Origin of the sequence: Aestuariibaculum suncheonense (assembly GCF_014596935.1) — a bacterium.
Lineage (GTDB): Bacteria > Bacteroidota > Bacteroidia > Flavobacteriales > Flavobacteriaceae > Aestuariibaculum > Aestuariibaculum suncheonense.
Window position 1 is genome coordinate 122,049 of record NZ_JACVXC010000008.1, and the last position, 23,886, is coordinate 145,934.

The window sequence follows — 23,886 nt, forward strand, 5'->3', positions numbered from 1 at the left end:
TCAACAAAAAACAAAATATAAAATGACAGCACACGAAATTGATTATCATATATACGGTGAAGAAATGCAGTATGTAGAAATAGAACTAGATCCGCAGGAAGGCGTTGTAGCCGAAGCCGGAAGTTTTATGATGATGGACGACGGTATTAAAATGGAAACTATTTTTGGAGATGGTTCTCAAAACGATTCAGGTTTTCTTGGAAAAATACTAGGTGCCGGTAAACGTATATTAACCGGAGAGAGTTTGTTTATGACAGCGTTTTATAATGTATTATCAGGAAAACGTAAGGTCTCGTTTGCGTCTCCTTATCCTGGGAAAATTATTCCGATTGATTTAACCGAATATCGCGGCAAGTTTATTTGTCAGAAGGATGCGTTTTTATGTGCTGCTAAAGGAGTGAGCGTAGGGATAGAATTTTCAAAACGTTTAGGTCGCGGATTTTTTGGAGGAGAGGGGTTTATCATGCAAAAACTGGAAGGTGATGGCATGGCTTTTGTTCATGCTGGAGGGACTATGGCTAGAAAGGTGTTGCAACCGGGAGAAGTTTTACGAGTAGATACTGGATGTATTATTGGTTTCACTCAGGATGTCGATTACGATATAGAATTTATTGGTGGAATAAAAAACACCGTTTTTGGAGGTGAAGGCTTATTTTATGCCAAACTTCAAGGCCCTGGAGTTGTATATGTTCAGTCGTTGCCATTTAGCCGATTAGCCAGTCGCGTTTGGGCATCGGCTCCGCAAGCTGGAGGTAAGGGTAGAGGAGAAGGAAGTATTCTAGGTGGTTTAGGTAATTTGCTGGATGGGGATAACAGATTTTAATAAAAATAAAAAAGGCTTGAATAATTTCAAGCCTTTTTTATGAAGTTACATTTAGTATTTAATAAACTTAATTGTTTTTAGGTTTTGTGTTTTCGACAGAGCATTTAAAAAATAAACGCCGTCATTTATTTCAGAAAGGGAAATAATATTCGAACTATCCCTACGCGCTGTGGTTATTAATTGGCCTACGGCATTGTAAATATTCAAAGCGGAAGCATCAGCGGGAAGATTGTGAAGTTTTAACGATTCGGTGTTCTTATCGTAAGTGGCATATATTTTTTTCTCTGAAAACTGATAAGTTGATAATGTTGTATCTTCTTTAAAGGCGATAGAAAATCGATCTGCCGGTGTGCCTGAATTCAGAATTAAATCCACATCATTTTCGCGAAGATTGTAATAAGTGTTTTCAACATGGTCAACTAAAAAGATATTTAAATCATCCGGAATATGTTCCATTTTATAAATCGAAAATGTATAAGCCCCGTTAGTTTTAATTTTAATACTTAAAGGGAGCACATCATCTTTATTTAATTCTGGTAAGGCTTGAATTGATAAGGTTTTATCTTCAGTTTGCCACAGCAGGTTGTCTTGAGAAATACTGGTTTCAGTATCAAAGCCTTTATCGTAACCGTAGGTTGCTCTAATATCATAACCAAGACCAATAAATTTTGTGTATCCTTGAGGTAAACCGAATGAAAACCAAATTTTGGGTCTTTCATCTGTTATTACAGCAGCTTTAGATTTTGAAGAGGTTTTGTAAAATACAGTTTCATTAAGTGTTTCTTTTGCAAAAGCACGTTGACCATTATTGAAATTTAAGACTCCGGAATTATTAACATTAACAAAAAAAGCTTGTCCTACATCTATGTAATTTGTCGGTAGAGGTTTAGAAGTTGTGCCTTTACTACTAATTAACCCTGATAAAGCTGTGGCGGGTATTGCCATCATCAGATTGTATTTAGCGTAGCCTGCTTGATATTGAGCTAAAATATGACTACTATTAGTTTCAAATTGATCCCAAAAGGATAGTGTTCCATCTATTACAGATAAGTTTTCAAGAATAAATTGGTCGGCATCTAAAGCAGATGGATACGGATTTCCTAAAAGGATACCATTGCCAGAAGAAACATTAAAATTATATTCGCCGTCGTTTGGTATACCTTTAAAAACATATTCTTGTTCATTAGTTACGGATCCTGAACCTTTCATGGTGTAACCCAATCCTGGAGAAATGTTGGTGTTAGGATATACTTTTTTCCATGAATAATAATTCCCTGAAGTTCCATTAAAAGTATATAGCCAATATTTACTCAGACTGATAGGTGAGGTTGTCGGGTCGGCATCATATCCTCCTTTAAAGGTTATTACACCGCTATTATCTTCTAAATAGGCTATTTTCCAAAAACCATTCCGGTTTACCGGAGCACTCCAATAGTTATAATTATATAGATTCGAGGTGCCTTGTTGTTTAATGCTTAAGTAGCCTGTTCCAGAATTTGAGCTGATGTTTCTATGGTTCTGAATAAGTTGGGCTTCACCTAAAAGGTTAAATGTTCCGTTAATAGTTACATTATCTTCGGTTTCTATTAAAATACCACTTATAACATTTAAGATCGCTTCGGATTCAATTTCAATGGCTCTAACATGAGCGTTAAAATACAAATCGGCAGAATTTGCACCGGATTTAACCGTGAATTTATAACAGGAATCTCTAGTGTCAGGAGCATTAGAAGGACCTGAACCATTGTGGAAAACCGTTCCATCCCAAACGATTTGATCCACGTAGCGAAGCGTGAAGTAATCATCGTTTTTAAAATCAACTTTAGTTGCTGTAGCAGTATGTCCAGAAATGGTTAAATCGTAAATCTTTTCAGGAGAAGAAAAATCACCATTATTATCAATAACAAGCTGTAATGCACTACAGTTTTGAAGCCCGGATAAATCTATAGATGAGATGTCAAACGAGATCGTTACACTACCAATATTTTTAGATCGGTTAACACGCCATTTGGAGTTTAACTGTTCGGTGTAGTTAATCGTATTGGTTATAAAGTTATAGGAAGGGCTTTCAAAGTCTTCACCCCAAAATAAAAAGTCTCCTTTCGATATTTTTGAAGGATTATGCATGCGAACAATACCGGTACCTTGAGAATCTGTATGATTATCAAAATTTCCAAATTGTCCAATTCCAGCGACATGATAGTCAAAGTTTCCATTGGCAGGATCATCTTGAGTATAAAGATCATAACTGTCCAGAGCTAAGTTGTATTTAGCAGCCAGATAGTTATCTATAATAATACGCTGTGAATCGTTTATTTTAGATTTAAATATGATAATTTCAGCCATATTACCTGAAAAACCATTGGTGTTGGTTGTATTTCCGCCAAGGTTAAAACGTTGCGAGGCTTGAGATGTATAGTTTGTGGTGTTGTTTTCGTCACCTATTAAAGTTGCATTTCTATACAATTGTTTTCCAGAGGAGGGATGTGCATTGTAAGCCCATATAGAATAATTGGTAAATCTGTAGAGACCAGCAATTTCTATTCTGGCATCTGTACTGCAACAGGCGCCCAGATCGTAAATGACATTGCCGTTCCAAGGTATTTGTGCTGAAAATCTGCTGCTGTTTTCTAGAGGGTCGGTGGTGTAAACGGATGATTGTTGGGTTATGTTATCGGCTTTAGCAACAACAAACGTCGAGGCTTCATTGATAATAAAATTAGAACTACTAAGCGTTAATCCCGTTCGTAATCTGTTATTACCATTAAAATGAACTTCATTTAAACCGTTTAATGTTCCGGAAAGTAAAGTCGGTCTTTGCGTTCCTGATTCTAATAAATCGAAGTCGCTTATACCGGCTGCATTTGTCCAGCTGTCGATTGATGAACTAGTCGTCGAAATGCCACTATCAGGGCGATACCACATAATTAAATTTGAGTTACCGTCGTTGGAGCCAACACCACCGGGACCAGTTTGTGCATGTGTGAAATTAAAAAAAGTAATGCCGCATAGCAGCGTGAATCGTTTAATAACATCCATAGATTTGAGAGAGTTTTGAGAGTTTTTTGTTGAATAAATAGCAATGTTATCCTGTAGTTAACATGTAACTACACGGTTAGACACACTTCATTTTAAAGTGGTCACAAGTCTTGTATTTTAATAAAACTATTTACCCTGTGGATGTCTGTTTTTTGATAATAGCAATTGTTGTTTTCATATTTTATTGAGAGATTGAGAGAATAATACTGTAAAGCTAATATTATTTTTAATAAAATAAAATATTAACAATAAACTTTGAAAAATGAAGTATACTGTGGGGTTTGGTTTTCTTACATTGTTAATAAACTAATAAACCGTTAAATTTTACACTTAATCGAATGATGTATTCTTTTTTTTATTATTTTTAAGTGTTTTAAATAAAGTTTAATTTGATGCCTATAATAGACAACTACTCATATAAAATAAACTTAAAATCCCTAATAAATCATGGCAAGAGCAATGCTAGAGTATACTAAAACTATACTGAATAAAGTTAGTTTTGATGCTAATTTGTTTTGCAAAGAAGTACAAAAGGCTGTCGAGCGATTACTCCCTTACGAGTTGGAAGAGCTCAAGATTTTTATTCAGTCTTTAATACAGCAAAACCCAGAATTAAATCAGTGTTTGGTATATTTAAAACCATAAAGAAAAGGCGACCATAATTGGTCGCCTCTTTTTTTATTTTTTACCGGAAGCTAACGGACTTATAATTTGTACGTCCTGAAAGGCTATAGCACCGCGAACCACACCAAGAATAACATCTTGTAAGGCCTCTATTATCTGCATTTTTAGTTCACTTTTATGATATATAAGGCTCACTTCACGAGCAGGATTTGGTTCTTGAAAGAAATGTAAGTTCTCTTTTTCCTTGTCCGTAATATCTAAAGTATGTAGATAAGGGAGTAGTGTCATGCCTAAACCCTCATCCGATAGTTTGATTAAGGTTTCAATACTGCCACTTTCCAGTTGAAATTGATCGTCTTGCTGCGTTTTAAAGGCTTTACATAGATTTAATACACCTTCCCTAAAGCAATGCCCGTCTTCTAGCAAAAGCATATCCGTAACGTCTAGCTCTGCAATATCAATTTTTTTATTGGTATGAAGTTTATGGTTTTTTGGAATATAAGCCACGAATGGTTCAAAATATAACACACGTTCTTTAATGGCATCATCTTCCAGAGGTGTTGCGGCAATAGCGGCATCTAAATGACCGTCTTTAATACGAGTAATAATTTCTTCAGTAGTTAACTCTTCAATTTTAAGTTTTACTTTCGGATGTTTTTTTATGAAGTTCTTTAAGAACATAGGCAATAGGGTAGGCATTACTGTAGGAATGATACCTAATTTAAATTCCCCACCAATGAATCCTTTTTGTTGGTCGACAATGTCCTGTATTCTGTAAGATTCGTTAACAATGTTACGGGCCTGGGTAACTATTTTTCGGCCTACATCGGTTAACTCAATAGGCTTTTTACTGCGGTCAAAAATCTGGATAGATAATTCGTCTTCCAGCTTCTGAATTTGCATACTTAAAGTAGGTTGTGTCACAAAGCATTTTTCGGCTGCCTTGGTAAAGTTCTGGTTTTCGGCAACTGCCAAAACATAGTATAATTGTGTTATGGTCATTGGTATCAATTTAGGCTATAAAGATATAAAAACTATCAATAAAATTTATAGAATGCTCCTGTATTTATAGATTAAATTTGTAGTAAATAAAATGAGAAACATAATTAAATTGTAAAAATATGACATTAAATAGTATTGGTTTAGATACCGTAAAAGCAAAAGAATTAGCAAGCGATTTAAACCACTTATTAGCTAATTTTCAAATTTATTATCAGAATTTAAGAGGCATTCACTGGAATATTAAAGGAAAGCGTTTTTTCGATTTACACGTTAAGTTTGAGGAATTATATACCGATGCGAATACCAAGGTTGATGAAATAGCTGAACGTATTTTAACTCTGGGTGAAACGCCTTTTCATACCTTCGAAGAGTATTCAGCGCATGCACAAGTACCAGTTGGTAAAAACATTTCACAAGATGAAAAGGCAGTGACATTAATTGTAGATTCGTTATCTGAATTATTGAAAATAGAGCGTAATATTTTGGATAAGGCCGGAGATGCCAATGATGAAGGAACGAACTCGATGATGAGTGACTTTATTACCGAACAGGAAAAAACAGTTTGGATGATGAAAGCATGGTTAAGCTAAACCATCCGATTTTAGATTGATTATTATATTGTACAGCCTTCAAGAGATTGAGGGCTTTTTTTATAGTTTACAACAAGCCTCGCGATTTTATTTCCAGATATTTATTAATGGTGTCGATGGTTAAGTTTTCTGGCGTGGTTAAAATGGAATAGATACCGTATTTTTTAAGTTCGTTTACAATCAGGCGTTTTTCAAAATCGAACTTTTCAGCTATCACTTTATCGTAAACCTGTTGTACGGTTTCAGCTTTGTTTTTAATAATGGTATCCAGTTCGGTGTTTTTAAAGAAAATAACCACCAGCACATGGCTCTTGGCAATGGCTTTTAGGTATGGTAATTGTCGGTTTAAGCCATCCATAGTTTCAAAGTTGGTGTACATTAACAATAAACTACGGTTGGTAATATGGCGTTTGATGTTCGCATACAATCTGCTGAAATCACTTTCAAAGAAATCGGTATTTACATTATAAAGCGCTTCAAGAATCAGTTGCATTTGTGAACTACGACGTTCGGCAACCACAATATTATCTATGCGTTTCGAGAAGGACAGCATACCGGCTTTATCATGTTTTTTCAACACCACATTGCTAATTACCAGACTTGCATTAATAGCGTAATCTAAGAGACTTAATCGATTAAAAGGCATTTTCATAATACGCCCTTTATCAATAATGGAATAAACCGGTTGCGATTTTTCATCCTGAAACTGATTTACCATGAGCTGGTTACGCTTAGCGGTGGCTTTCCAGTTAATCGTGCGTAAATCATCACCTAAAACGTATTCTTTAATTTGCTCGAATTCCATGGTGTGCCCCAGTCGGCGGACTTTTTTTAAGCCGTATTCCAAGGAGTTTTGATTGATGTTTAATAACTCAAACTTTTTAAGTTGCTTGAAGCTCGGGTAGGTGGGTACCATTGCATCACTGCTAAAGGTAAAACGCTTAGCCACCAGATTCAACACTGATGTCGCATAAACATTTAAGCTCCCAAAATGATATTCGCCACGTTCGGTTGGTCGTAATTGGTAACTGATGTTCTTTGAACGTCGTGGTGCAATACGATGTTTAATTTTAAAATCACGCTTTTGAAACTGCTCCGGGATTTCATCAATAATTTCCAGATGAACCGAAATCGGGTAGTTGTTTTTAATCTGAAGATTCACGGTGTTGTTGTCACCATTCGAGAACTTATCCGGAAGGATCCGCTCCGCTTCAATTTTATGCGTTCCAATGAAAATAGTAAGGAAGTCAATAACAAAGAACAGTACTAATACTAAAATGGATAGCTGGGCTATATTGAACAATACCGGAATGAAATAACTTAAACCAAATAGCACGACTATGCCAATGCCGGCATAGAAAAAACGAGGTTGTATGTAAAAGGGTTTAAAGAATTTCAATGTATTCTGGATTTATATATTTATCTTGGTATTTCTACCGTTTCAATAATTTGTTTGATGATTTGTTTGCTGGTCACACCTTCCATTTCACGCTCCGGCGTTACAATAACACGGTGATGTAATACAGGCACCGACGCACGCTTAATGTCTTCCGGTGTTACAAAATCGCGACCAGACATCGCCGCAAAGGCTTTACTCGCTTTAAGTATGGCAATGGAAGCTCTTGGTGAAGCCCCTAAATATAAAAACGGATTATTACGCGTGGCAACAATCAGTTCGGCAATGTATTTTAATAAGTGCTGTTCTACAATCACCTGACTCACCAAGTTCTGATATCTTACAATCTGTTCAGTAGTTAAGAACGACGTAATCGTAGCTGTTTTTTCCTTTTCCTTTAAGTCATGCTCACGTACCAGAATTTCAATTTCCTCTTCCAGATTCGGGTAATCCACATCTATTTTAAACAGGAAGCGGTCTAACTGGGCTTCCGGTAAGCGGTAGGTGCCTTCTTGTTCTACCGGGTTTTGTGTTGCTAATACCATAAACGGCGCATCAAGTAGATATTTATGGCCGTCAATGGTAATTTGTTGTTCTTCCATGACCTCAAACAGCGCCGCCTGTGTTTTGGCAGGCGCACGGTTAATCTCGTCAATTAAAATCATATTCGAGAAAATAGGGCCTTTCTTAAACTCAAACTCCGAAACTTTTAAGTTAAATACCGACGTTCCTAATATATCACTTGGCATTAAATCGGGCGTAAACTGTATACGGCTAAACCCTACGCTCAACGATTTGGCTAATAGCTTTGCCGTTACTGTTTTGGCAACCCCCGGAACCCCTTCAATTAAGGCGTGTCCTTTGGCTAGTAGTGAGGCGATTAGCATATCGACCATATCTTTTTGCCCAACAATCACTTTACCAACTTCGGCTTTAATGTTCTGTACGCTGTTTTGCAGTTCAGACAGGTCTAAACGGTTTTGAAACTCTAAGCCGTTAGTTTCTCCATTACTGGATATTTCTGTTGGGATATTTGCGTCTTGTTTTGGTAAAAAGGCACTGTGGTCCTGGGGTTGTGTATGTTCTTCCATAATTAGTTGTTGTAAAAGGCTTCGATATGCCTGTTTAACTGGATTAGGTTTTCTTCAAAAAATTCGCTTTTCGTTCGCAGCCAATTAATGTATTTAATCAGCGCTTTAATATCTTCCTTTTTCTTGCCTGATTTTGATGCTAGCTTCGTAACAAATTCATCATCAAGGCTATCGGTGTTGATATTGTAATCGCCTCTTACTTTTTCTAAAAAGTAGGTTATTTTTTTGTCAATCAGGTTTTTATGATCCTGTGTTTCAAAATATAAATTAGAAACCGTTTTCACAAAAGCTACCGTCGTATTTTGTAATGGCTTGATGATTTTAATCACGCGCTGGCGGCGCTTTGCATTAAAAATCATAAAGAGTAGCGTAAAGATTAGTGCTGTATACCACGCCCACCTAAATGCCATTTGCTCTAAAAACCAGCTGAGGTTAGACTTTTGCTCCACCTCGCCGTAATAGTTTTTCTGAATTTTGGTGTAGGAGTCGAAGTAAATATCAGCCTCGGGTAAATAGGAGAGGACACCCTCAACATACTGGTAGCGGTCTTCCTTTAGCAGGTTGTAATTGGTGAATATCTTGGGTTCGGTATGCAGAAAAACGGTACCGTTTCCGAAAGGGACTTCAATAAAATTCACATGTTTATAGTCAATTTTCGAGTAGCCTAAAATGGTGTAGTTTATAGAATCGAAACGGGAGAAATAGTTATCACCTTCGTTTCTGTCTATTTTTGTCGATTTTAATGTTCTGTTTTCAAAAGATAAATACGAGATGCTGTCTTTCTCGTTAGCAATATAATCAATACTGATTTGCAGTGTATCGTGTATTTTTTGCGAATACACATAGTCAGAGATAAACAAGGTATTTCCATCGCTCACGAAACGCATCAGCTCATCAATAGAGTCGTCCTGAAGGTAATCAGAATTCCCGATAATTATAAACGTACCTTTAGCAACGTGTTTCCCATTTCCATCTTCACTATTTACACTAAGGTAGCTCGCTGGCTGATGATATACCGTGCGTATCTTTTGATCTTTAAATAGGTTTGGTAATTCTTTGTACAGAATGCTTACACCGTAGGGTTTGTTGCTCTTTTCGTTAAACGACTCTTCCCAGTCGACCACTTTAGCAGTACGTACCGAAAACACTACCGATGCTGTAATAATCAGTATGACAATGATGAGTATGAAGGGCAGGACTTTCTTCATTATTTCACCAGGTTTAACAGGGTTGTAAAATTGCCTTTGGCTTTGTTGTACTGCACATCGTTTACCGGAAACTTACCATACCAGATGTAGTTGTATAGATACGACGTATAAGCAAACTTATCGCTGAACGGTGTATTGCTGATTTCATTCAGGTACTCGCTATTGGTCTTGTCGTCTTCAAACTTGATGTATTTTTTTAGACTCAGGTTTTTTAATACTAACAGATAGAAATACCGAATCGCCAGTCGGTAGTCGCCAAGATCTTCGGCCTGTTTAATTAACAGATTAATATCGGTATGTTCAATGTTTTCAGAGGTAATCTCCTGATGATGTGTAATGTTTCGATTTTGTTTCGACTGAAACCAGCCATTTCCCCCTTCCTTAAACAGCACGTAAACCAAACCAATCACTGCCAAAGCAATTGCGATGTAGAATATAAAGCGTAGCGGCTTCAGATTCATATTCAGGAGTTTGTCGTTATTCTGTTCTTTAACCTTAACCTTTTGTTCCTTATAATCGACATATTCTCCTGAACCTTCCGGTGTATGCCCTATCATATCAATGCCTTCATAGTTAAAGGTATCACTGTAGTAACGGTCTTTGAAGTTTTCATCAAACTGACGTTCTTGTTGCGGCTCCTGTAGGGGTAAACATTTAGCGGTTTGAGAGCTGTAAAGCATCAAAGAGAGTAGAAGGTAAATATGTAAAGCTGTTAATTTCAAGGATGGTGCAATAAGGGGCTTTGGGTGATTTGCTTTTGAATTTTAAACGGATATATCAGGTAATAGTAGGTGATGATACTAAGGGTAGTAAGGATAATGCCTACCGACAGCCAATACGGCATGATGTTGCTGTAGCGCGTAATAAAGCCTTCCAGAAAGCCTGCCGAAAACGTGAATGGAAACGTACTGATGAGGATCTTCACACCGGTTTTAGCGCCTTGTTTAAACGATACCGTACGGCTATAGGTATTGGGGAACAGAATACTTGCCCCAAGAATGAGTCCGGCGGCGGCTTCAATAACAATGGCGAAAATTTCCATAGCGCCGTGTATCCAGATGCCGCGAACACTCTCCCAAAAGACGTCTTTTTCATAAAAGAAATACTGAAACGAACCCAGCATAATGCAGTTTTTAAATAAAATATATACCGTTCCAATACCACCAAATACCCCCAGAATAAACGAGATGATGCCCACCTTCAGGTTGTTTATGGTAATCCCGATAAAACTACCCCAGTTACTACCGCTTTTATACACGGCAACCGGGTCACCGGCTTCAATATTTTCGATAGACATGTTAACGTAATCGTCGCCCAGAATAGAACGCACAAACTCGCCGTCGTTAGCGGCCGATATGGCTCCAATAAATGTAAAGGCAAAAAAGATAATGAAGGCCACATAAATAAACCTGCGGTACTGGTAACAAATTAAGGGCACTTCGGTTTTCCAGAAACTCACCAGGCGATTACTGTCTTCGCGTTTGGTTTTATAAATTTTCTGAAAAGCTTTTGCAGCCAGCTGGTTTAAATAAACAATTACCTTACTTTTGGGGTAGTAGGTTTGTGCGTAAGCCAGATCGTTAATTACATGAATGTATTGAGAAGCCAGTTCGTCTGCATCTTTAAAGTCATTATTAAAGATGGCTTTTTCGAAAGCTAACCATTTTTCTTTATTTTGCTTGATGAATGAAACTTCTCTCATATAGAAGATAAATTAAAATATAAAATGTCAGAGTTACAAATTAACACGACCCAAAATGTGAAAATAAATTTCAATGCCGCCGGAGCCGGAGAGCGCCTGCTGGCTTTTTTTATTGACTGGGCGATTAAAATAGGGTACATGCTTATTTTAAGTCAGGCCTTTGGGGTGTTCGAAGGTATGGATCAATGGTCGCAGATAGCCATTAATACCGTGTTAAGCTTTCCGGTGATGTTTTATACGTTGGTTTTAGAGTCTACCTTACAGGGGCAAACCCTTGGTAAGAAAGCCTTGAAGATTAAAGTGGTGAAGATTGATGGCTATCAGGCTTCGCTGTCCGATTATGTGGTACGCTGGTTTTTTAGAATTGTTGATGTTTTTATTTTTGGTCTGGGCTTTTTTGTGATGATTCTCAATAAAAAAACACAACGTCTGGGCGATATGGCGGCAGGGACGGCAGTGATTAGCCTTAAGGAAAACATAAATATTAACCACACCATTCTTGAAGAGCTGAAAGACGATTATGTACCAACTTACCCGAACGTGATTAAACTCAGCGATAACGATGCCCGCATTATTAAAGAAACCTTTACACAGGCCAAAGCAGCACGCGATTACCAGACCTTAATTCGCCTGCGTAAAAAACTGGTTGAAGTCGTTGGCATTAAAGAGGTGAAGCAAAAAACCGATATGGAGTTTATTGATGTGATTTTAAAAGATTATAATTTTTATACCCAAAACATGTAAGGTGAAGTATTTTAGTGTTATCATAATATTAGGGTTTACAATATTAATAGGGTGTAGACAAAAGAAAATAAATATTTATCATCCAATTGAAAAAGTGACTTTTGAAAACAAGGCATCTTATTATTATGAAGGAATTAATAAGTTGGTTATTGACAATCCAGAGGATATAAATTTTATAGTCAATTATTTAAAAAGTCTCAGATTTAATGATAGATATAATAATATAACTACCAATATAAACTACGGATATGTTACAGTTTTTTGTTTAGGAAAGGGAAAAGAGGAAAGGGAGTCTTTATTTACTTTAATTTTTTCGGAGTCTTATGGACAAGTTATTAGGTATAATGGTAAAAAATATCCTGATAAAGATCAAATACTAAGCAACTTTGTAAAAACAAAATTAGGTATGCGAGAAACTAAAAAACATTATAGATAATGCTGTACATAATTGACATTTTAGGAACTATTGCCTTTGCCATTTCCGGAGCCTTAGTAGCGTTCGATAAACGTATGGATGTGTTTGGTATTTTTATCATTGCCTTTGTCACTTCGGTGGGAGGTGGTACCCTTCGCGATTTACTCATTGGGCATACACCAGTAGGCTGGATGAACGACCTTACGTATACCTACGTCATTATCGCCTCGACTATTTTTGCTATTAGCTTTAGAAGTAAATTAAACTATTTACGCACCTCGTTATTATTGTTCGATGCCATTGGTATCGGGCTGTACACCTTAATTGGTTTAGAAAAAGGCGTGGAGTTGCACTTGCACCCCATACTTTGTATTGCCTTAGGCACGATGACCGCCTGCTTTGGTGGGGTGATTCGTGATATTTTGTGTAATGAAATCCCTGTCGTGTTTAGGCGTGAAACCATTTATGCGACCTGTTGTATTATGGGGGGTATGGCTTATTTTGCTTTAGGGGCTCTACCAATAGATCAAAACATTGTGTTTTTAGCCTCCGGAGCGATTATTATTGCGACGCGATTACTCGCCGTGCGTTTTAAAATTGCTTTGCCTAATATTTATAGGGATTGATGTTGTTGAAAAGAACCGTCATTGCGAACGGCGCGATAGCAGAGTGAAGCAATCTTTTCAAGGGTAACTTAATTGGGCAGATTACTTCGGTCGTACCTTCCTCGTAATGACGTAAAGTTTTTTATTATACATGTCATTGCGAGGAACGAAGCAATCTTTCTAAAGGAAACGTCATTGTGAATGTAACAAAGTGAAGTGAAGTAATCTTTTCAAGGGTAACTTAATTGGGCAGATTACTTCAGTCGTACCTTCCTCGTAATGACGTAAGGTTTTTTATTATACATGTCATTGCGAGGAACGAAGCAATCTTTCTAAAGGAAACGTCATTGTGAATGTAACAAAGTGAAGTGAAGCAATCTTTTCAAGGGTAACTTAATTGGGCAGATTACTTCGGTCGTGCCTTCCTTGTAATGACGTAAAGTTTTTTATTATACATGTCATTGCGAGGAACGAAGCAATCTTTCTAAAGGAAACGTAATTGTGAATGTAACAAAGTGAAGTGAAGTAATTTCTTGAGAGGTAACACCAATTTAACGTATTACTTCAGTCGTATATCTTTTGTTATGATGTTAATTGAAATAAAACAGCCAACCATCAGATAAATCGTTCCATTCAGGATTTATAGAGTTTATCAAATCCTCTTTTCGTTTTCTATTACCTGCTTTTAGTTGTTTTTCTCTGGAGATGGCAAGATTAATGTCTGTGAATTCTTCAAAGTAAACAAGCTTATCACAATTGTATTTTGCACTAAATCCTTTATGAAATTTAGTTTTGTGTTGATAAACTCTTTTTAATAAATCACTCGTTACACCAATATAAATTACCGTATTGTTTTTGTTGGCCATAAAATAAACGTAAGATCTATTCATGTTTCAATATAGTTATTCTTTTTAATACAATCGTCGTTTCGAGGCACGAAGCAATCTATCTTACGGAATCGTCATTGCGAATGTAACAAAGTGAAGTGAAGCAATCTTTTGAAAAGTATCACAAATTAAACAGATTACTTCAGTCGTGCCTCCTTCGTAATGACGAGTGTTTTTAGCCTCCGGAGCGATTATTATTGACACGCGTTTACTGGCTGTGCGTTTTAAAATTGCTTTGCCGAATATTTATAGGGATTGATTTTCAAAAAGAAACGCACTGGTTTAGGAGTTTGAATTTAAGTTGTGAATCAACGATTTGGTGGTGTTTGTAAATGGCATTGAATTTTCGTTAACTATCGAAAGTCCTATTTGCTTTATATCGTGTCTTCATTTTTATTCATCATTAGGTTTTAGGTCATTATTAATTTCGTGAATTGGCATTACTCCATATGTCCTCAAGTCTGAAGCAGTTTGAAAATCTCCCGTTATCTCCGCTATTTCACCAACAGCTAAGGCAGTTCCCGTTATTACAACATCCGCTGTTAATGTGCCATATTTAGACCAATAGCCTTCAGGTCTGTATTTAATTTGAGTTATGTTATTCTTTATCAATTCATTTTTTATCTCAAATATCTGATTCCAGTTGCTAATATGGAGCCTGCCTATTAATCGACTTTTTAAAATTCTTTTCTGTCTGATTTCAATTTCTGTTTTGTCTTTTTCAAATTTCTTTTCACGAATTGAGAATAGGCATTTGTTATATGGAATTGAATCTATTTTATCAGTAGCTAGTAGACAATTAATTCCTTTAGGTGTTATTTCAATTTCTTTGATATACTTCTTTTGTCTGTTGGCACATCGTATATTAGACCATGTATCAATTAGAAAGATAGGAGTTGCTAAAATGAGTATAGCCCAATGTACGCCAAAGTAATAAAGACTGATTAGCAAGGTTAATTCGATTAACACGAATAGCTGATAATAAAGTTTTTTGTTTTTATGGTTATCTCTCTTAAATGTCATTTTAAGTAATTGTAGAGAATTGTTTATTTAAGAATAATACGGTTTTGTGTCTGAGGGTTTTCAATAAGAAAATCCGACGCAATAAAATTATACATTTTTGTTGGGTACGAACTTTTTTATTTAACTAAAGGATCGGTATTGTTTTTAGTCCAAATCCAACCCTCTATAAAATGAATAAGAACTTTTGTTATTTCAATCATTCCGTTAGTTGCGTTTATTCTAGATTCATCTGTAACATAATTATCTTTTCTACTTATTCTAAATTCAATAGTATTTTTTTCATTGTCCTTGATTTTGGATGACGTAAAAATGTGTTTTTTGCTAAGATGTATAAATCCTGATGTTTCTTTATAAACACTTTGAACCCAAGGAAACTCTTCACTTAATTTATTTCTTAAATACCAATCTTTTAAATTATTTCCATTTCGGTCTTTTATTTCATCAACTTTTTTTCCATTCATAATATCAGATGCAAATTGATGAGGGTCATTTACTAGCCAAGCACCTGAAATTCTCAGAACGTTATCTAAATGACATCTAACTAAATGACAAGCTGCGATATAGTTTTCATTTCTGATTAGATTTGTAAAGGCAAAAATCAAATGTAAAGACCTGTCCATGACTGCATTTGCTAGAACATCTAATGAGTAAGTGTATCCAGGATGCATTCGTTTTCCTAGGTCGTAAATTTTATCTTCGAACTCTTCTAGTTCCTTTAATTTACTTTCAACGGATTCCGTCATTGGTTTAAAGGGTTGTTGAAATTTTAAATAACTGTGGGGTATTATGCCTAATAATTGGATAAACGCAATTATATTTATTTCGATAAATATAAAAGCTATTCCTACAAATAAAAAATGAAGTTACTCACATTTGTAAATAGTTTTTAACAATTCTACGTAGTGTTGTTATTCTCGTTTCAAACCACTTTAATAGCACCCTTGTTCAGCTAAAGGGGTATTTAAAACATATAACCCTGAACGAGAGCTGAACAATCCTCGAACAAAACTGCAACAAAACCCCTGTTTTTTTGGCTTCAGTCCCAAATCGTCTCAAACTGTGTCAAATTGTCTCATTCTGTCTCATATTGTGTCAAATGGTTTCATGTTTGTTCTTTGTCTGTTCATTTTGCCTTGATGCAAAACGAACCAAAAAATCAAGTCAAAAACTAGGAAATTGCTAACGCACCATTCGTTCCCAGCATTACATGCTTGAAGCTGTGCTTCGCAGTTCCATGCCTTCATTCATTATTTCTGATTTTTGACGGGGTTAACGTTTTATGCGATGTTTTTAGCTTTAAAGAAGAATTAAAGCGTTGTCTTTTTTGTTTCGACCTATGATTAGTTTCGTAGTAATATCAGCTTTAAGGCGCAGCTAGGGGCAGAGGAGCATGGCCAAGCGTAGCGTTTGCCATGCGCATGCAAAGCCTTAAAATCAGATATTCAAGAAATGAATCAGAAGTCTAGCGGCCTGTCCTGAGCGGAGTCGAAGGGTTTGTTACTTTTTTTGGCAATGCAAATCGACGAAGGAGATTCATGAACTCCTAAATTTATAATATAAAATAGTGAACTAAAAAAGTAAAGGTATTAGGGGGATAATTTCATTTTGAATAAAAATAAACTATGTCACTCTGAACTAGTTTAGCTACGCTGAATATTCGATTTCAGGGACTAAACAAGATGTAGTAGAGATGCTGAAATGAATTCAGCATGACAGTTGTGAGAGTTCAGGAGTTTATTATTGACTACGTCGAATCTTCGATTTCCTGCGGAGGCAGGAATCTATCAAGGAGTGCGTATTATGGATGCCTGCCTGCGCAGGCATGACAAGAGAAGTTTACTCTATAACTTCAACATTACGAATGTAAATGTTCTTCAATGGCCAGTCGGCATCATCGGTGTCTACAGCAGCAATTTTATCAATCACATCCATACCTTTGGTTACACGACCAAAAATAGAAAAATCACCATCTAAAAAGTGCGAGCCACCGTGCTGCTGTACAATAAAAAACTCGTACGGCGAAGCCAGTTTATGCGGATTGTCAATCTCACTACTTGGCATCGAAATCACCCCGCGATCGTGTTTAAAACCACGTTTGGTATCGGCAGGCAATAAGTAACGTCCAATGTTCGCACGTTTACGTCCTACCTCAATGTCGTCGCTACTTCCGGCCTGTACCATAAAATTGTTAATTACACGGTAAAACTGGGTGCCGTTAAAGTATTTCTGTTTGGTTAAAAAGATAAAGTTGGCGCGGTGGTATTTGGTTTCTTCAAACAGTAAAATCTCGATATCCCCAAAGTCGGTGCTAATACGTACTTTATTCTCTTTGTTTTCTTCACCGTACTTTAAAAAGAACTCCATAGCATTTTTATCGGTAAGCTTCGGGTAGGTGCGTTTTTTAGGTTCTACCAGTTTGGGTTTGCTATCTACAGTTTCAGTCTTGGTATCTTCGGTCTTATTTTTTTGTTTAGATTGTTTATCTTCACAATTCAGAAATAAACAAGAAAGACATAAAAACAAGATAAAGCGCATAGTATATGAATTTTGATGAATTTTTAAAAGTTGCTTCAAAAATAAAAAATATACCACTACCAGCCGAATCTTCGCAGTTTAAAATGGTGCCAACCTTTCGTCGTGAAGAGTTGCGCCAGGAACGCGATGCAGTAAAACAGGCAAGGCAGGCAGGTGTGATGGCCTTGTTTTATCCGGATGTTACCCACATTACTCACATTATTTTAATCTTACGGAAAACCTATAAAGGCGTGCACTCGGCACAGGTGGGGTTTCCCGGAGGTAAGCTGGAAGACGACGATGCCTCGATTGAAGCCGCTGCCGTACGTGAAACGTTTGAAGAGGTAGGCGTTCCGGAAGACTATATTAAAGTGCTGCGCCGGTTAACCGAAGTGTATATACCGCCCAGTAATTTTTATGTGCATCCGTTTATAGGTTTGTGCCATTGTACGCCACAGTTTATAAAGCAGGATGAAGAAGTTGAGGCGCTGATAGAAGTGGCTTTAAGCGATTTTTTAGATGATACCAATGTGATTACCAAAACGGTACGTACTTCGTATAGCCCCGAAGTTGAGGTGCCGGCCTTTAAATTAAACGATCATGTGGTGTGGGGTGCTACCGCCATGATGCTCAGCGAAATAAAAGACTTATTAAAATCGGCCATGCTAGTCTAATAGATTTATTACATTTGTAGCTGCTAACTAAATATATTTGAGGCACGATTGTATGGGGTTGTTTAAGAAAAATCCGTTTGGGCATATACTTATTGTAAAGAAGTGGTTAATCCGTATTTTAGGTGCTATGACGCACCAGCGCTTTCGCGGATTCAACGAATTACAAATTGAAGGTTCTGAAATTATAAAGAACCTGCCGGACAAGAACGTGCTGTTCATTTCGAATCACCAGACGTATTTTGCCGATGTGGTGGCTATGTTTCACGTGTTTAACGCGAGTTTAAGTGGCCGTGTTGATTCTATTAAAAATGTAGGCTACCTGTGGCATCCTAAACTAAATATCTATTATGTAGCAGCCAAAGAAACCATGAAAGCCGGCTTACTGCCAAAAATATTAGCTTACGTGGGGTCGATTAGTATCGAGCGTACCTGGCGAGCTGAAGGTAAAGATGTTAACCGTCAGGTAAAAATGAGCGATATCTCGAATATAGGGAAAGCGCTGGATGATGGTTGGGTGATTACCTTTCCGCAGGGCACAACCACACCGTTTAAACCGATTCGTAAAGGAACGGCTCATATTATAAAACGCTACAAACCAGTGGTGGTGCCTATCGTAATTGATGGCTTCCGCCGTTCGTTCGATAAAAAAGGCTTACGCATCAAGAAGAAAAACATTCTTCAAAGTATGGAGATTAAAGCGCCGTTAGAGATTGATTACGATAATGATACAACCGAAGATATCGTAAAAAAGATAGAATACGCGATCGAGCAACATCCTTCATTTTTAAAAGTGATTCCTCAAAAAGAGCTGGAAGCTCAGGAAGCCTTAAACAAACTTAGAGAATGGTAAACTAAGCTATTCCTGCGTTTTCTAGAAATAGCACATGGAAATTACAAACCTTCAGGACGCCGTATATTCTAATCTGAAAACCTATTTTGGTTACGATAGTTTTAGGGCGCAGCAGAAAGATATTGTCGAAACCGTACTAAACAACAACGATTGTTTAGTGATTATGCCTACCGGAGGAGGGAAATCAATATGTTTTCAGTTACCGGCCTTATTGTTTCCGGGGGTTACTCTGGTCATTTCACCGTTAATTGCCCTGATGAAAGATCAGGTAGATGGTTTAAATGCGAATGGTATTAAAGCCTCGTTTTTTAACAGCAGTCAGGGAGCCGAAGAGCAGGAAGCCATTATAGAGCAGGTGGTGAACAAACAGTTAAAGCTGTTGTATGTCGCCCCGGAAAGTTTACCCGCATTACAGAATATTTTAAAGGAAACTTACATTAGTTGTGTGGCCATTGATGAGGCACACTGTATCTCGTCGTGGGGTCATGATTTTCGTCCCAGCTATCAGCAACTAGGGTTTTTAAAGGCCACTTTACCTAAAACGCCTTTTATAGCCTTAACCGCAACGGCCGATAAAGCCACACGTGACGATATTTTAAAGCAGCTCCAGATAGAGCATGCCCGACAGTTTATCTCGTCGTTCGACAGGGAAAATATTTCCTTAGAGGTACGTCCGGCAGATAATCGGGTATCGCAGATTGTAAAGTTTATTAGGAAACGCCCGAACCAATCGGGGATTGTGTACTGTTTAAGTCGGAAGGCGACCGAGCAGCTGGCGAGTAAACTGGCCAATAACGGTATTAAAGCTAAAGCCTACCATGCCGGATTAAATTTTGATGAGCGCAGTAAGGTTCAGGAAGAATTTATATTCGATAAAACGCAGATAGTGTGTGCTACCGTGGCCTTCGGGATGGGTATTGATAAATCGAACGTGCGCTGGGTTGTGCATTATAATATGCCTAAAAATATTGAAGGGTATTATCAGGAAATTGGTCGTGCCGGACGTGACGGTTTAAAATCGCATGCGGTGTTGTTTCGCAGTTATGCCGATGTGATTCAGTTGCGAAACTTTGCATCAGGAACGTCTAATGAAGAGGTGCAGGTAGCCAAAATAGAGCGCATGAAGCAGTTTGCTGAAGCGACCAGTTGCCGAAGAAAAATTCTGCTGAGTTATTTCGGGGAATTACTGGCAGAGAATTGTGGTAACTGCGATGTGTGTAAAAATCCTCCACAGTTTTTCGATGGGACGATTATTGCGCAAAAGGCACTGTCGGCAATCTACAGACTGAAAGAAACTGAAGCCATAGGTATGGTGATTGATGTGTTACGTGGGTCGCACAATGCAGCGGTACTGGAGAAGGGTTATACTCAGTTAAAAACTTTTGGTATTGGTAAAGATATTGCCTGGAAAGACTGGCAGCATTTCATCATTCAGCTCATCAATCAGGGATTCTGTGAGATTGCCTTTCATAAGAATAACGCTTTACATCTAACGGAATTCTCGAAGAAAGTCTTGTTTGAAGGCGCAAAAGTGTCTTTAACAAAACCGGTTACCGTGGCTGAAGTGAAACCAGTAGAACGGGAACGTAAAGTCGCCAAACCGAAAGGCGGTTCTGGTCTGTTTGAGCGTTTACGTCAGTTGCGTTATAAGATTGCTCTGGAAGAAAACATTCCGGCGTATCTGGTATTCAGTGATGCGACATTAAAAGAGATTGAACGTGAGCGCCCAATGAGTGAAGACGACTTTTTACGCATTAGTGGGGTGGGGCAACGCAAGCTGGAAGTGTACGGTGATGAATTTATTGCCGAGATTCTGGATTTTATGGGATCGAAACCTAAGAAACCCAAAAAGACCGATACGCACATGGTGACTTATGAACTGTATAAGCAAGGGTTGTCTATTGAAGAAATATCCGTAAAGCGAAAGCTGAAATCGCCAACTATCTATTCGCATATCGCTAAATTATACAAAGACGGGAAGGCTATAAATATCTACGATTTTGTCACTAAAAGTGAGGTTGCTGCCGTTAAAAAAGCTTATAAAGACTTAGGAGCACCAGATGCATTAAAATCGTATTTCGATTACTTTAACGAGCAGATGGATTATTTTAAAATCCGATTGGCCTTGAGCGTGATTGAGAAGGGGTAGAAAGTTAAGAGTCTATTTCAATAAACTTTCGTTTATAAGGTATGTTGTTAGGGTTTTGTGGATTCCTGCCTGCGCAGGAATGACAACAGTGTTTTGTTTGAAACTATAATTTACTTTTGTTTGGAGTTACGTATCGTGCATGCATAGGGGGATAAAATGCTATCTTTTTGGAGTTTTTTTGAGGTTCCTGCCTGCGCAGAATGACAATGGTGTTTTGTTTGAAACTATAATTTACTTTTGTTTGGAGTTACGTATCGTGCATGCATAGGGAGGATAAAATGCTATCTTTTTGGAGTTTTTTTGAGGTTCCTGCCTGCACAGGAATGACAAAATTAGTGGATAGTTTAAGGCTAATTAATTAGATTTTATTTTGAAGTTTTCTGTCATACCTGCGGATGCAGGTATCCACTTCTGATTTAGACTACTTCAATGAACCTTTTTTGTGGTTTTTAACTATTGTGTTATCTTCGAAGTATAGGTTTATGTCATACCTGAGAAGGTAGGTGCCCACTTCTATTTTTGCTGATTTAATGTATAAGACCATTCATCAATATTATCTTTATATTATAACCAATAAAAATAACGGTACCTTGTATATTGGAGTAACAAATAATCTTGAACGAAGGATGTTTGAGCATAAAAGAGGAGTTATTGAAGGTTTTTTAAAGCGATACGGTTTGAGTCGGTTAGTTTATTTTGAAACCTTTCAATACATTAACGATGCTATCAAGCGTGAAAAGAACATGAAAAAATGGAAGCGTTCCTGGAAAATAACATTAATTGAAACGGATAATCCTGATTGGAATGATTTAGCTAAAGATTGGTTGTTTTAATCAAGGGGTCATGTGGATTCCTGCCTGCGCAGGAATGACAAAAGGCATTTTGGTTAATTGTTTATATTTGGGCAAGTCGTTTTGAAGTTAGTTGTTATGTCTTTGAGTCTAATAGAAAAGTCTATTATTAGAGTCGTTAGTCTGATTTTATGGTTTACAGTTAACTGTCATACCTGCGCAGGCAGGTATTAATATTATCAATAAAAAAATGAACTATGCACCTCGTTGAAGACCAGGTTTTCGAAAAACAGGATTTTACAGTAAACCGATTGCCTAAAGGCGATTACGATTACTGTACGTTTATCAACTGTAATTTTTCAGAGAGCCTTTTGTCTGAAATTAAGTTTCAGGAATGTGAGTTTATCGATTGTAATTTAAGTTCAGCAAATATCACCTATACCAGTTTTCAGGACGTTCAATTTAAACGTTGTAAAATGCTCGGGTTGCATTTTGAGAACTGTAATACCTTTGGACTGGCACTCACAATAGACGATTGCATGCTAGACCACAGCTCGTTTTATCAAGTGGGATTAAAAACCAGTCGAATCACCAATACTAAATGTGTACATGTCGATTTCACCGAAGCGGATTTAAGTGGGGTAAATCTGGAAGACTGCGATTTTACAAATGCCACTTTTCAAAATACAGTGTTGGAACGCACCGATTTTAGAAAAGCGAAATATTACCGAATACACCCGGAACACAATAAATTGAAAGGTGCTAAATTTGCCTTAGAAGGTATTTCAGGACTTTTAGAAACATATCAAATAACTATAGAATAATTCGTCTATGAAGGTATTCGATACCATAGAAGATTTGCTTTCTGAGCTTCATATTACTAAAAAAAGTGTGTCGCCTGATTTCTTTATTCTAAAGTTTGATGATTTGGATTATGCTCGTCGCGTCGAGACTTTCCCGCATTACAAGCGTTTTTTTGAGATAACCTTTTACGAGGAAAATAAAAATGAGGTACAGGTAGGTCATACCACTATGAAGGATTTAAGTGACTCCATTATGTTTACTTCGCCTATGCAATCCCTGTCGGTGATTCGTAAGGAAAAGCCTGTGGGGATGATTGTTTTCTTTAAAGCTAAATTTTTTACACCCAAAAGACATCAGTACGATATTCAGCATGAATTTCCGTTTTTTAAATTAAATACTAAACCGTCGTTTAAAATCAGTAAAGACGAAAAAGGGTATATAAAGCAGCTATTGGAAACCATGCATGATGAGTTTGAAAAGCAGGAACCACAGTGTGTAGAGATTATTCAGTCGTATTTAAATATTCTGCTAAACTACATAAAACGTATTTTAAAAGGAGAGTCGGGTAATGTGAAATTGAAACGTTATGAAGAGTTAACCAATGCTTTTGAAGAGCTGGTGCTTGAAGAAACCGGTAAGTACAAAACCATAGCCGAATACGCCAGTTTGTTGAATATCACACCCATTTATTTATCAGAATGTACCAAGCGTGCCAACGGACGTTCTGCCAAACAGATTTTAACCAATTACCAGATGCTTCGTGCTAAATCTTTACTGGTACAAACGACTCAAACTATTGAGGAGATTACAAGAGTTATGGGGTTTGAGGAGGCTACTAACTTTATAAAATTCTTTAAAAACAACGAAGGGGTAACGCCTTCTGTTTTTAGAAAACTACCTTAAAAAGTATCATTTTTCACCTGACTTTGAATTGCTCTTAACCCTACAGGTCGGT

The 23,886-nt window shown here is 37.1% G+C and carries 23 protein-coding genes; 12 read left to right on the top strand and 11 right to left on the bottom strand.

Annotated elements, in window-relative coordinates:
• The first annotated feature begins 22 nt into the window (after positions 1-22).
• On the top strand, positions 23-823 hold the full coding sequence (locus ICJ84_RS16035; protein ID WP_188217436.1) for a TIGR00266 family protein: 801 nt from the start codon (positions 23-25) through the stop codon (positions 821-823).
• Between the two features lie 51 nt (positions 824-874).
• Here ICJ84_RS16035 and ICJ84_RS16040 read toward each other — a convergent pair whose 3' ends face one another.
• The gene (locus ICJ84_RS16040) at positions 875-3,862 is read right to left on the bottom strand and encodes a T9SS type A sorting domain-containing protein (RefSeq protein WP_188217437.1); all 2,988 of its coding nucleotides are present in this window, start codon (positions 3,860-3,862) and stop codon (positions 875-877) included.
• 447 nt (positions 3,863-4,309) lie between these two features.
• Here ICJ84_RS16040 and ICJ84_RS16045 point away from each other — a divergent pair, with 447 nt between their 5' ends.
• Positions 4,310-4,507, top strand: coding sequence for a hypothetical protein (locus ICJ84_RS16045; protein ID WP_188217438.1), 198 nt, complete (start codon positions 4,310-4,312; stop codon positions 4,505-4,507).
• Positions 4,508-4,540: 33 nt separating this feature from the next.
• On the opposite strand, the gene ICJ84_RS16050 is transcribed toward ICJ84_RS16045, so the two are convergent.
• Entirely contained in the window at positions 4,541-5,488 is a 948-nt protein-coding gene (locus ICJ84_RS16050; RefSeq protein ID WP_188217439.1) for a hydrogen peroxide-inducible genes activator, read from the bottom strand.
• A 119-nt stretch (positions 5,489-5,607) separates the two neighbouring features.
• Here ICJ84_RS16050 and ICJ84_RS16055 point away from each other — a divergent pair, with 119 nt between their 5' ends.
• The gene (locus ICJ84_RS16055) at positions 5,608-6,078 is read left to right on the top strand and encodes a Dps family protein (protein ID WP_188217440.1); all 471 of its coding nucleotides are present in this window, start codon (positions 5,608-5,610) and stop codon (positions 6,076-6,078) included.
• 67 nt (positions 6,079-6,145) lie between these two features.
• Here the strand turns inward: ICJ84_RS16055 and ICJ84_RS16060 are convergent, their stop codons facing one another.
• From ICJ84_RS16060 to ICJ84_RS16080, 5 genes are read right to left on the bottom strand one after another with little or no spacing between them, the layout of a single operon-like run.
• Positions 6,146-7,477: a DUF58 domain-containing protein gene (locus ICJ84_RS16060; RefSeq protein WP_188217441.1), complete on the bottom strand. Its 1,332-nt coding sequence runs from the start codon at positions 7,475-7,477 to the stop codon at positions 6,146-6,148.
• Positions 7,478-7,497: 20 nt separating this feature from the next.
• Positions 7,498-8,568, bottom strand: coding sequence for an AAA family ATPase (locus ICJ84_RS16065; protein ID WP_394367633.1), 1,071 nt, complete (start codon positions 8,566-8,568; stop codon positions 7,498-7,500).
• Complete coding sequence (locus tag ICJ84_RS16070; RefSeq protein WP_188217443.1) at positions 8,568-9,773, bottom strand: DUF4350 domain-containing protein; 1,206 nt, start codon at positions 9,771-9,773, stop codon at positions 8,568-8,570. The genes ICJ84_RS16065 and ICJ84_RS16070 overlap by 1 nt, the downstream gene beginning before the upstream one ends.
• On the bottom strand, positions 9,773-10,495 hold the full coding sequence (locus ICJ84_RS16075) for a hypothetical protein (protein WP_188217444.1): 723 nt from the start codon (positions 10,493-10,495) through the stop codon (positions 9,773-9,775). Before ICJ84_RS16075 ends, ICJ84_RS16070 begins: the two co-directional genes overlap by 1 nt.
• The gene (locus tag ICJ84_RS16080) at positions 10,492-11,475 is read right to left on the bottom strand and encodes a stage II sporulation protein M (RefSeq protein WP_188217445.1); all 984 of its coding nucleotides are present in this window, start codon (positions 11,473-11,475) and stop codon (positions 10,492-10,494) included. The genes ICJ84_RS16075 and ICJ84_RS16080 overlap by 4 nt, the downstream gene beginning before the upstream one ends.
• A gap of 24 nt (positions 11,476-11,499) precedes the next feature.
• On the opposite strand from ICJ84_RS16080, the gene ICJ84_RS16085 reads away from it, so the two are divergent.
• From ICJ84_RS16085 to ICJ84_RS16095, 3 genes are read left to right on the top strand one after another with little or no spacing between them, the layout of a single operon-like run.
• The gene (locus tag ICJ84_RS16085) at positions 11,500-12,219 is read left to right on the top strand and encodes an RDD family protein (RefSeq protein WP_188217446.1); all 720 of its coding nucleotides are present in this window, start codon (positions 11,500-11,502) and stop codon (positions 12,217-12,219) included.
• 1 nt (position 12,220) lies between these two features.
• A complete protein-coding gene (locus ICJ84_RS16090; protein ID WP_188217447.1) occupies positions 12,221-12,655 on the top strand; it encodes a hypothetical protein in 435 nt (144 codons plus the stop codon).
• Positions 12,655-13,260 carry a trimeric intracellular cation channel family protein gene (locus ICJ84_RS16095; protein WP_188217448.1) on the top strand — a complete coding sequence of 202 codons (606 nt, stop codon included), beginning with the start codon at positions 12,655-12,657 and terminating at the stop codon, positions 13,258-13,260. Before ICJ84_RS16090 ends, ICJ84_RS16095 begins: the two co-directional genes overlap by 1 nt.
• Positions 13,261-13,829: 569 nt before the next feature.
• Here the strand turns inward: ICJ84_RS16095 and ICJ84_RS16100 are convergent.
• The 4 genes from ICJ84_RS16100 to ICJ84_RS16115 form a co-directional block, all read right to left on the bottom strand.
• A complete protein-coding gene (locus tag ICJ84_RS16100) occupies positions 13,830-14,129 on the bottom strand; it encodes a GIY-YIG nuclease family protein (protein WP_188217449.1) in 300 nt (99 codons plus the stop codon).
• Positions 14,130-14,519: 390 nt separating this feature from the next.
• Entirely contained in the window at positions 14,520-15,149 is a 630-nt protein-coding gene (locus ICJ84_RS16105; protein WP_188217450.1) for a hypothetical protein, read from the bottom strand.
• Positions 15,150-15,265: 116 nt separating this feature from the next.
• Complete coding sequence (locus tag ICJ84_RS16110) at positions 15,266-15,892, bottom strand: hypothetical protein (protein ID WP_188217451.1); 627 nt, start codon at positions 15,890-15,892, stop codon at positions 15,266-15,268.
• A gap of 1,093 nt (positions 15,893-16,985) precedes the next feature.
• Complete coding sequence (locus tag ICJ84_RS16115; RefSeq protein ID WP_188217452.1) at positions 16,986-17,684, bottom strand: peptidylprolyl isomerase; 699 nt, start codon at positions 17,682-17,684, stop codon at positions 16,986-16,988.
• Between the two features lie 5 nt (positions 17,685-17,689).
• Between ICJ84_RS16115 and ICJ84_RS16120 the strand changes: the two genes are divergently transcribed.
• The 6 genes from ICJ84_RS16120 to ICJ84_RS16145 all read left to right on the top strand — a co-directional run bounded on the left by ICJ84_RS16120 (position 17,690) and on the right by ICJ84_RS16145 (position 23,834).
• Positions 17,690-18,337 carry an NUDIX hydrolase gene (locus ICJ84_RS16120; protein WP_188217453.1) on the top strand — a complete coding sequence of 216 codons (648 nt, stop codon included), beginning with the start codon at positions 17,690-17,692 and terminating at the stop codon, positions 18,335-18,337.
• A 52-nt stretch (positions 18,338-18,389) separates the two neighbouring features.
• A complete protein-coding gene (locus ICJ84_RS16125) occupies positions 18,390-19,187 on the top strand; it encodes a lysophospholipid acyltransferase family protein (protein ID WP_188217485.1) in 798 nt (265 codons plus the stop codon).
• Positions 19,188-19,221: 34 nt separating this feature from the next.
• A complete protein-coding gene (gene recQ / locus ICJ84_RS16130) occupies positions 19,222-21,336 on the top strand; it encodes a DNA helicase RecQ (RefSeq protein ID WP_188217454.1) in 2,115 nt (704 codons plus the stop codon).
• 503 nt (positions 21,337-21,839) lie between these two features.
• Positions 21,840-22,169 (top strand): GIY-YIG nuclease family protein, encoded by a 330-nt coding sequence (locus ICJ84_RS16135; protein ID WP_394367631.1) that lies wholly within the window; start codon positions 21,840-21,842, stop codon positions 22,167-22,169.
• Positions 22,170-22,384: 215 nt separating this feature from the next.
• The gene (locus ICJ84_RS16140; RefSeq protein WP_188217455.1) at positions 22,385-22,951 is read left to right on the top strand and encodes a pentapeptide repeat-containing protein; all 567 of its coding nucleotides are present in this window, start codon (positions 22,385-22,387) and stop codon (positions 22,949-22,951) included.
• A gap of 7 nt (positions 22,952-22,958) precedes the next feature.
• Complete coding sequence (locus ICJ84_RS16145; protein WP_188217456.1) at positions 22,959-23,834, top strand: helix-turn-helix transcriptional regulator; 876 nt, start codon at positions 22,959-22,961, stop codon at positions 23,832-23,834.
• Positions 23,835-23,886: the final 52 nt, after the last annotated feature.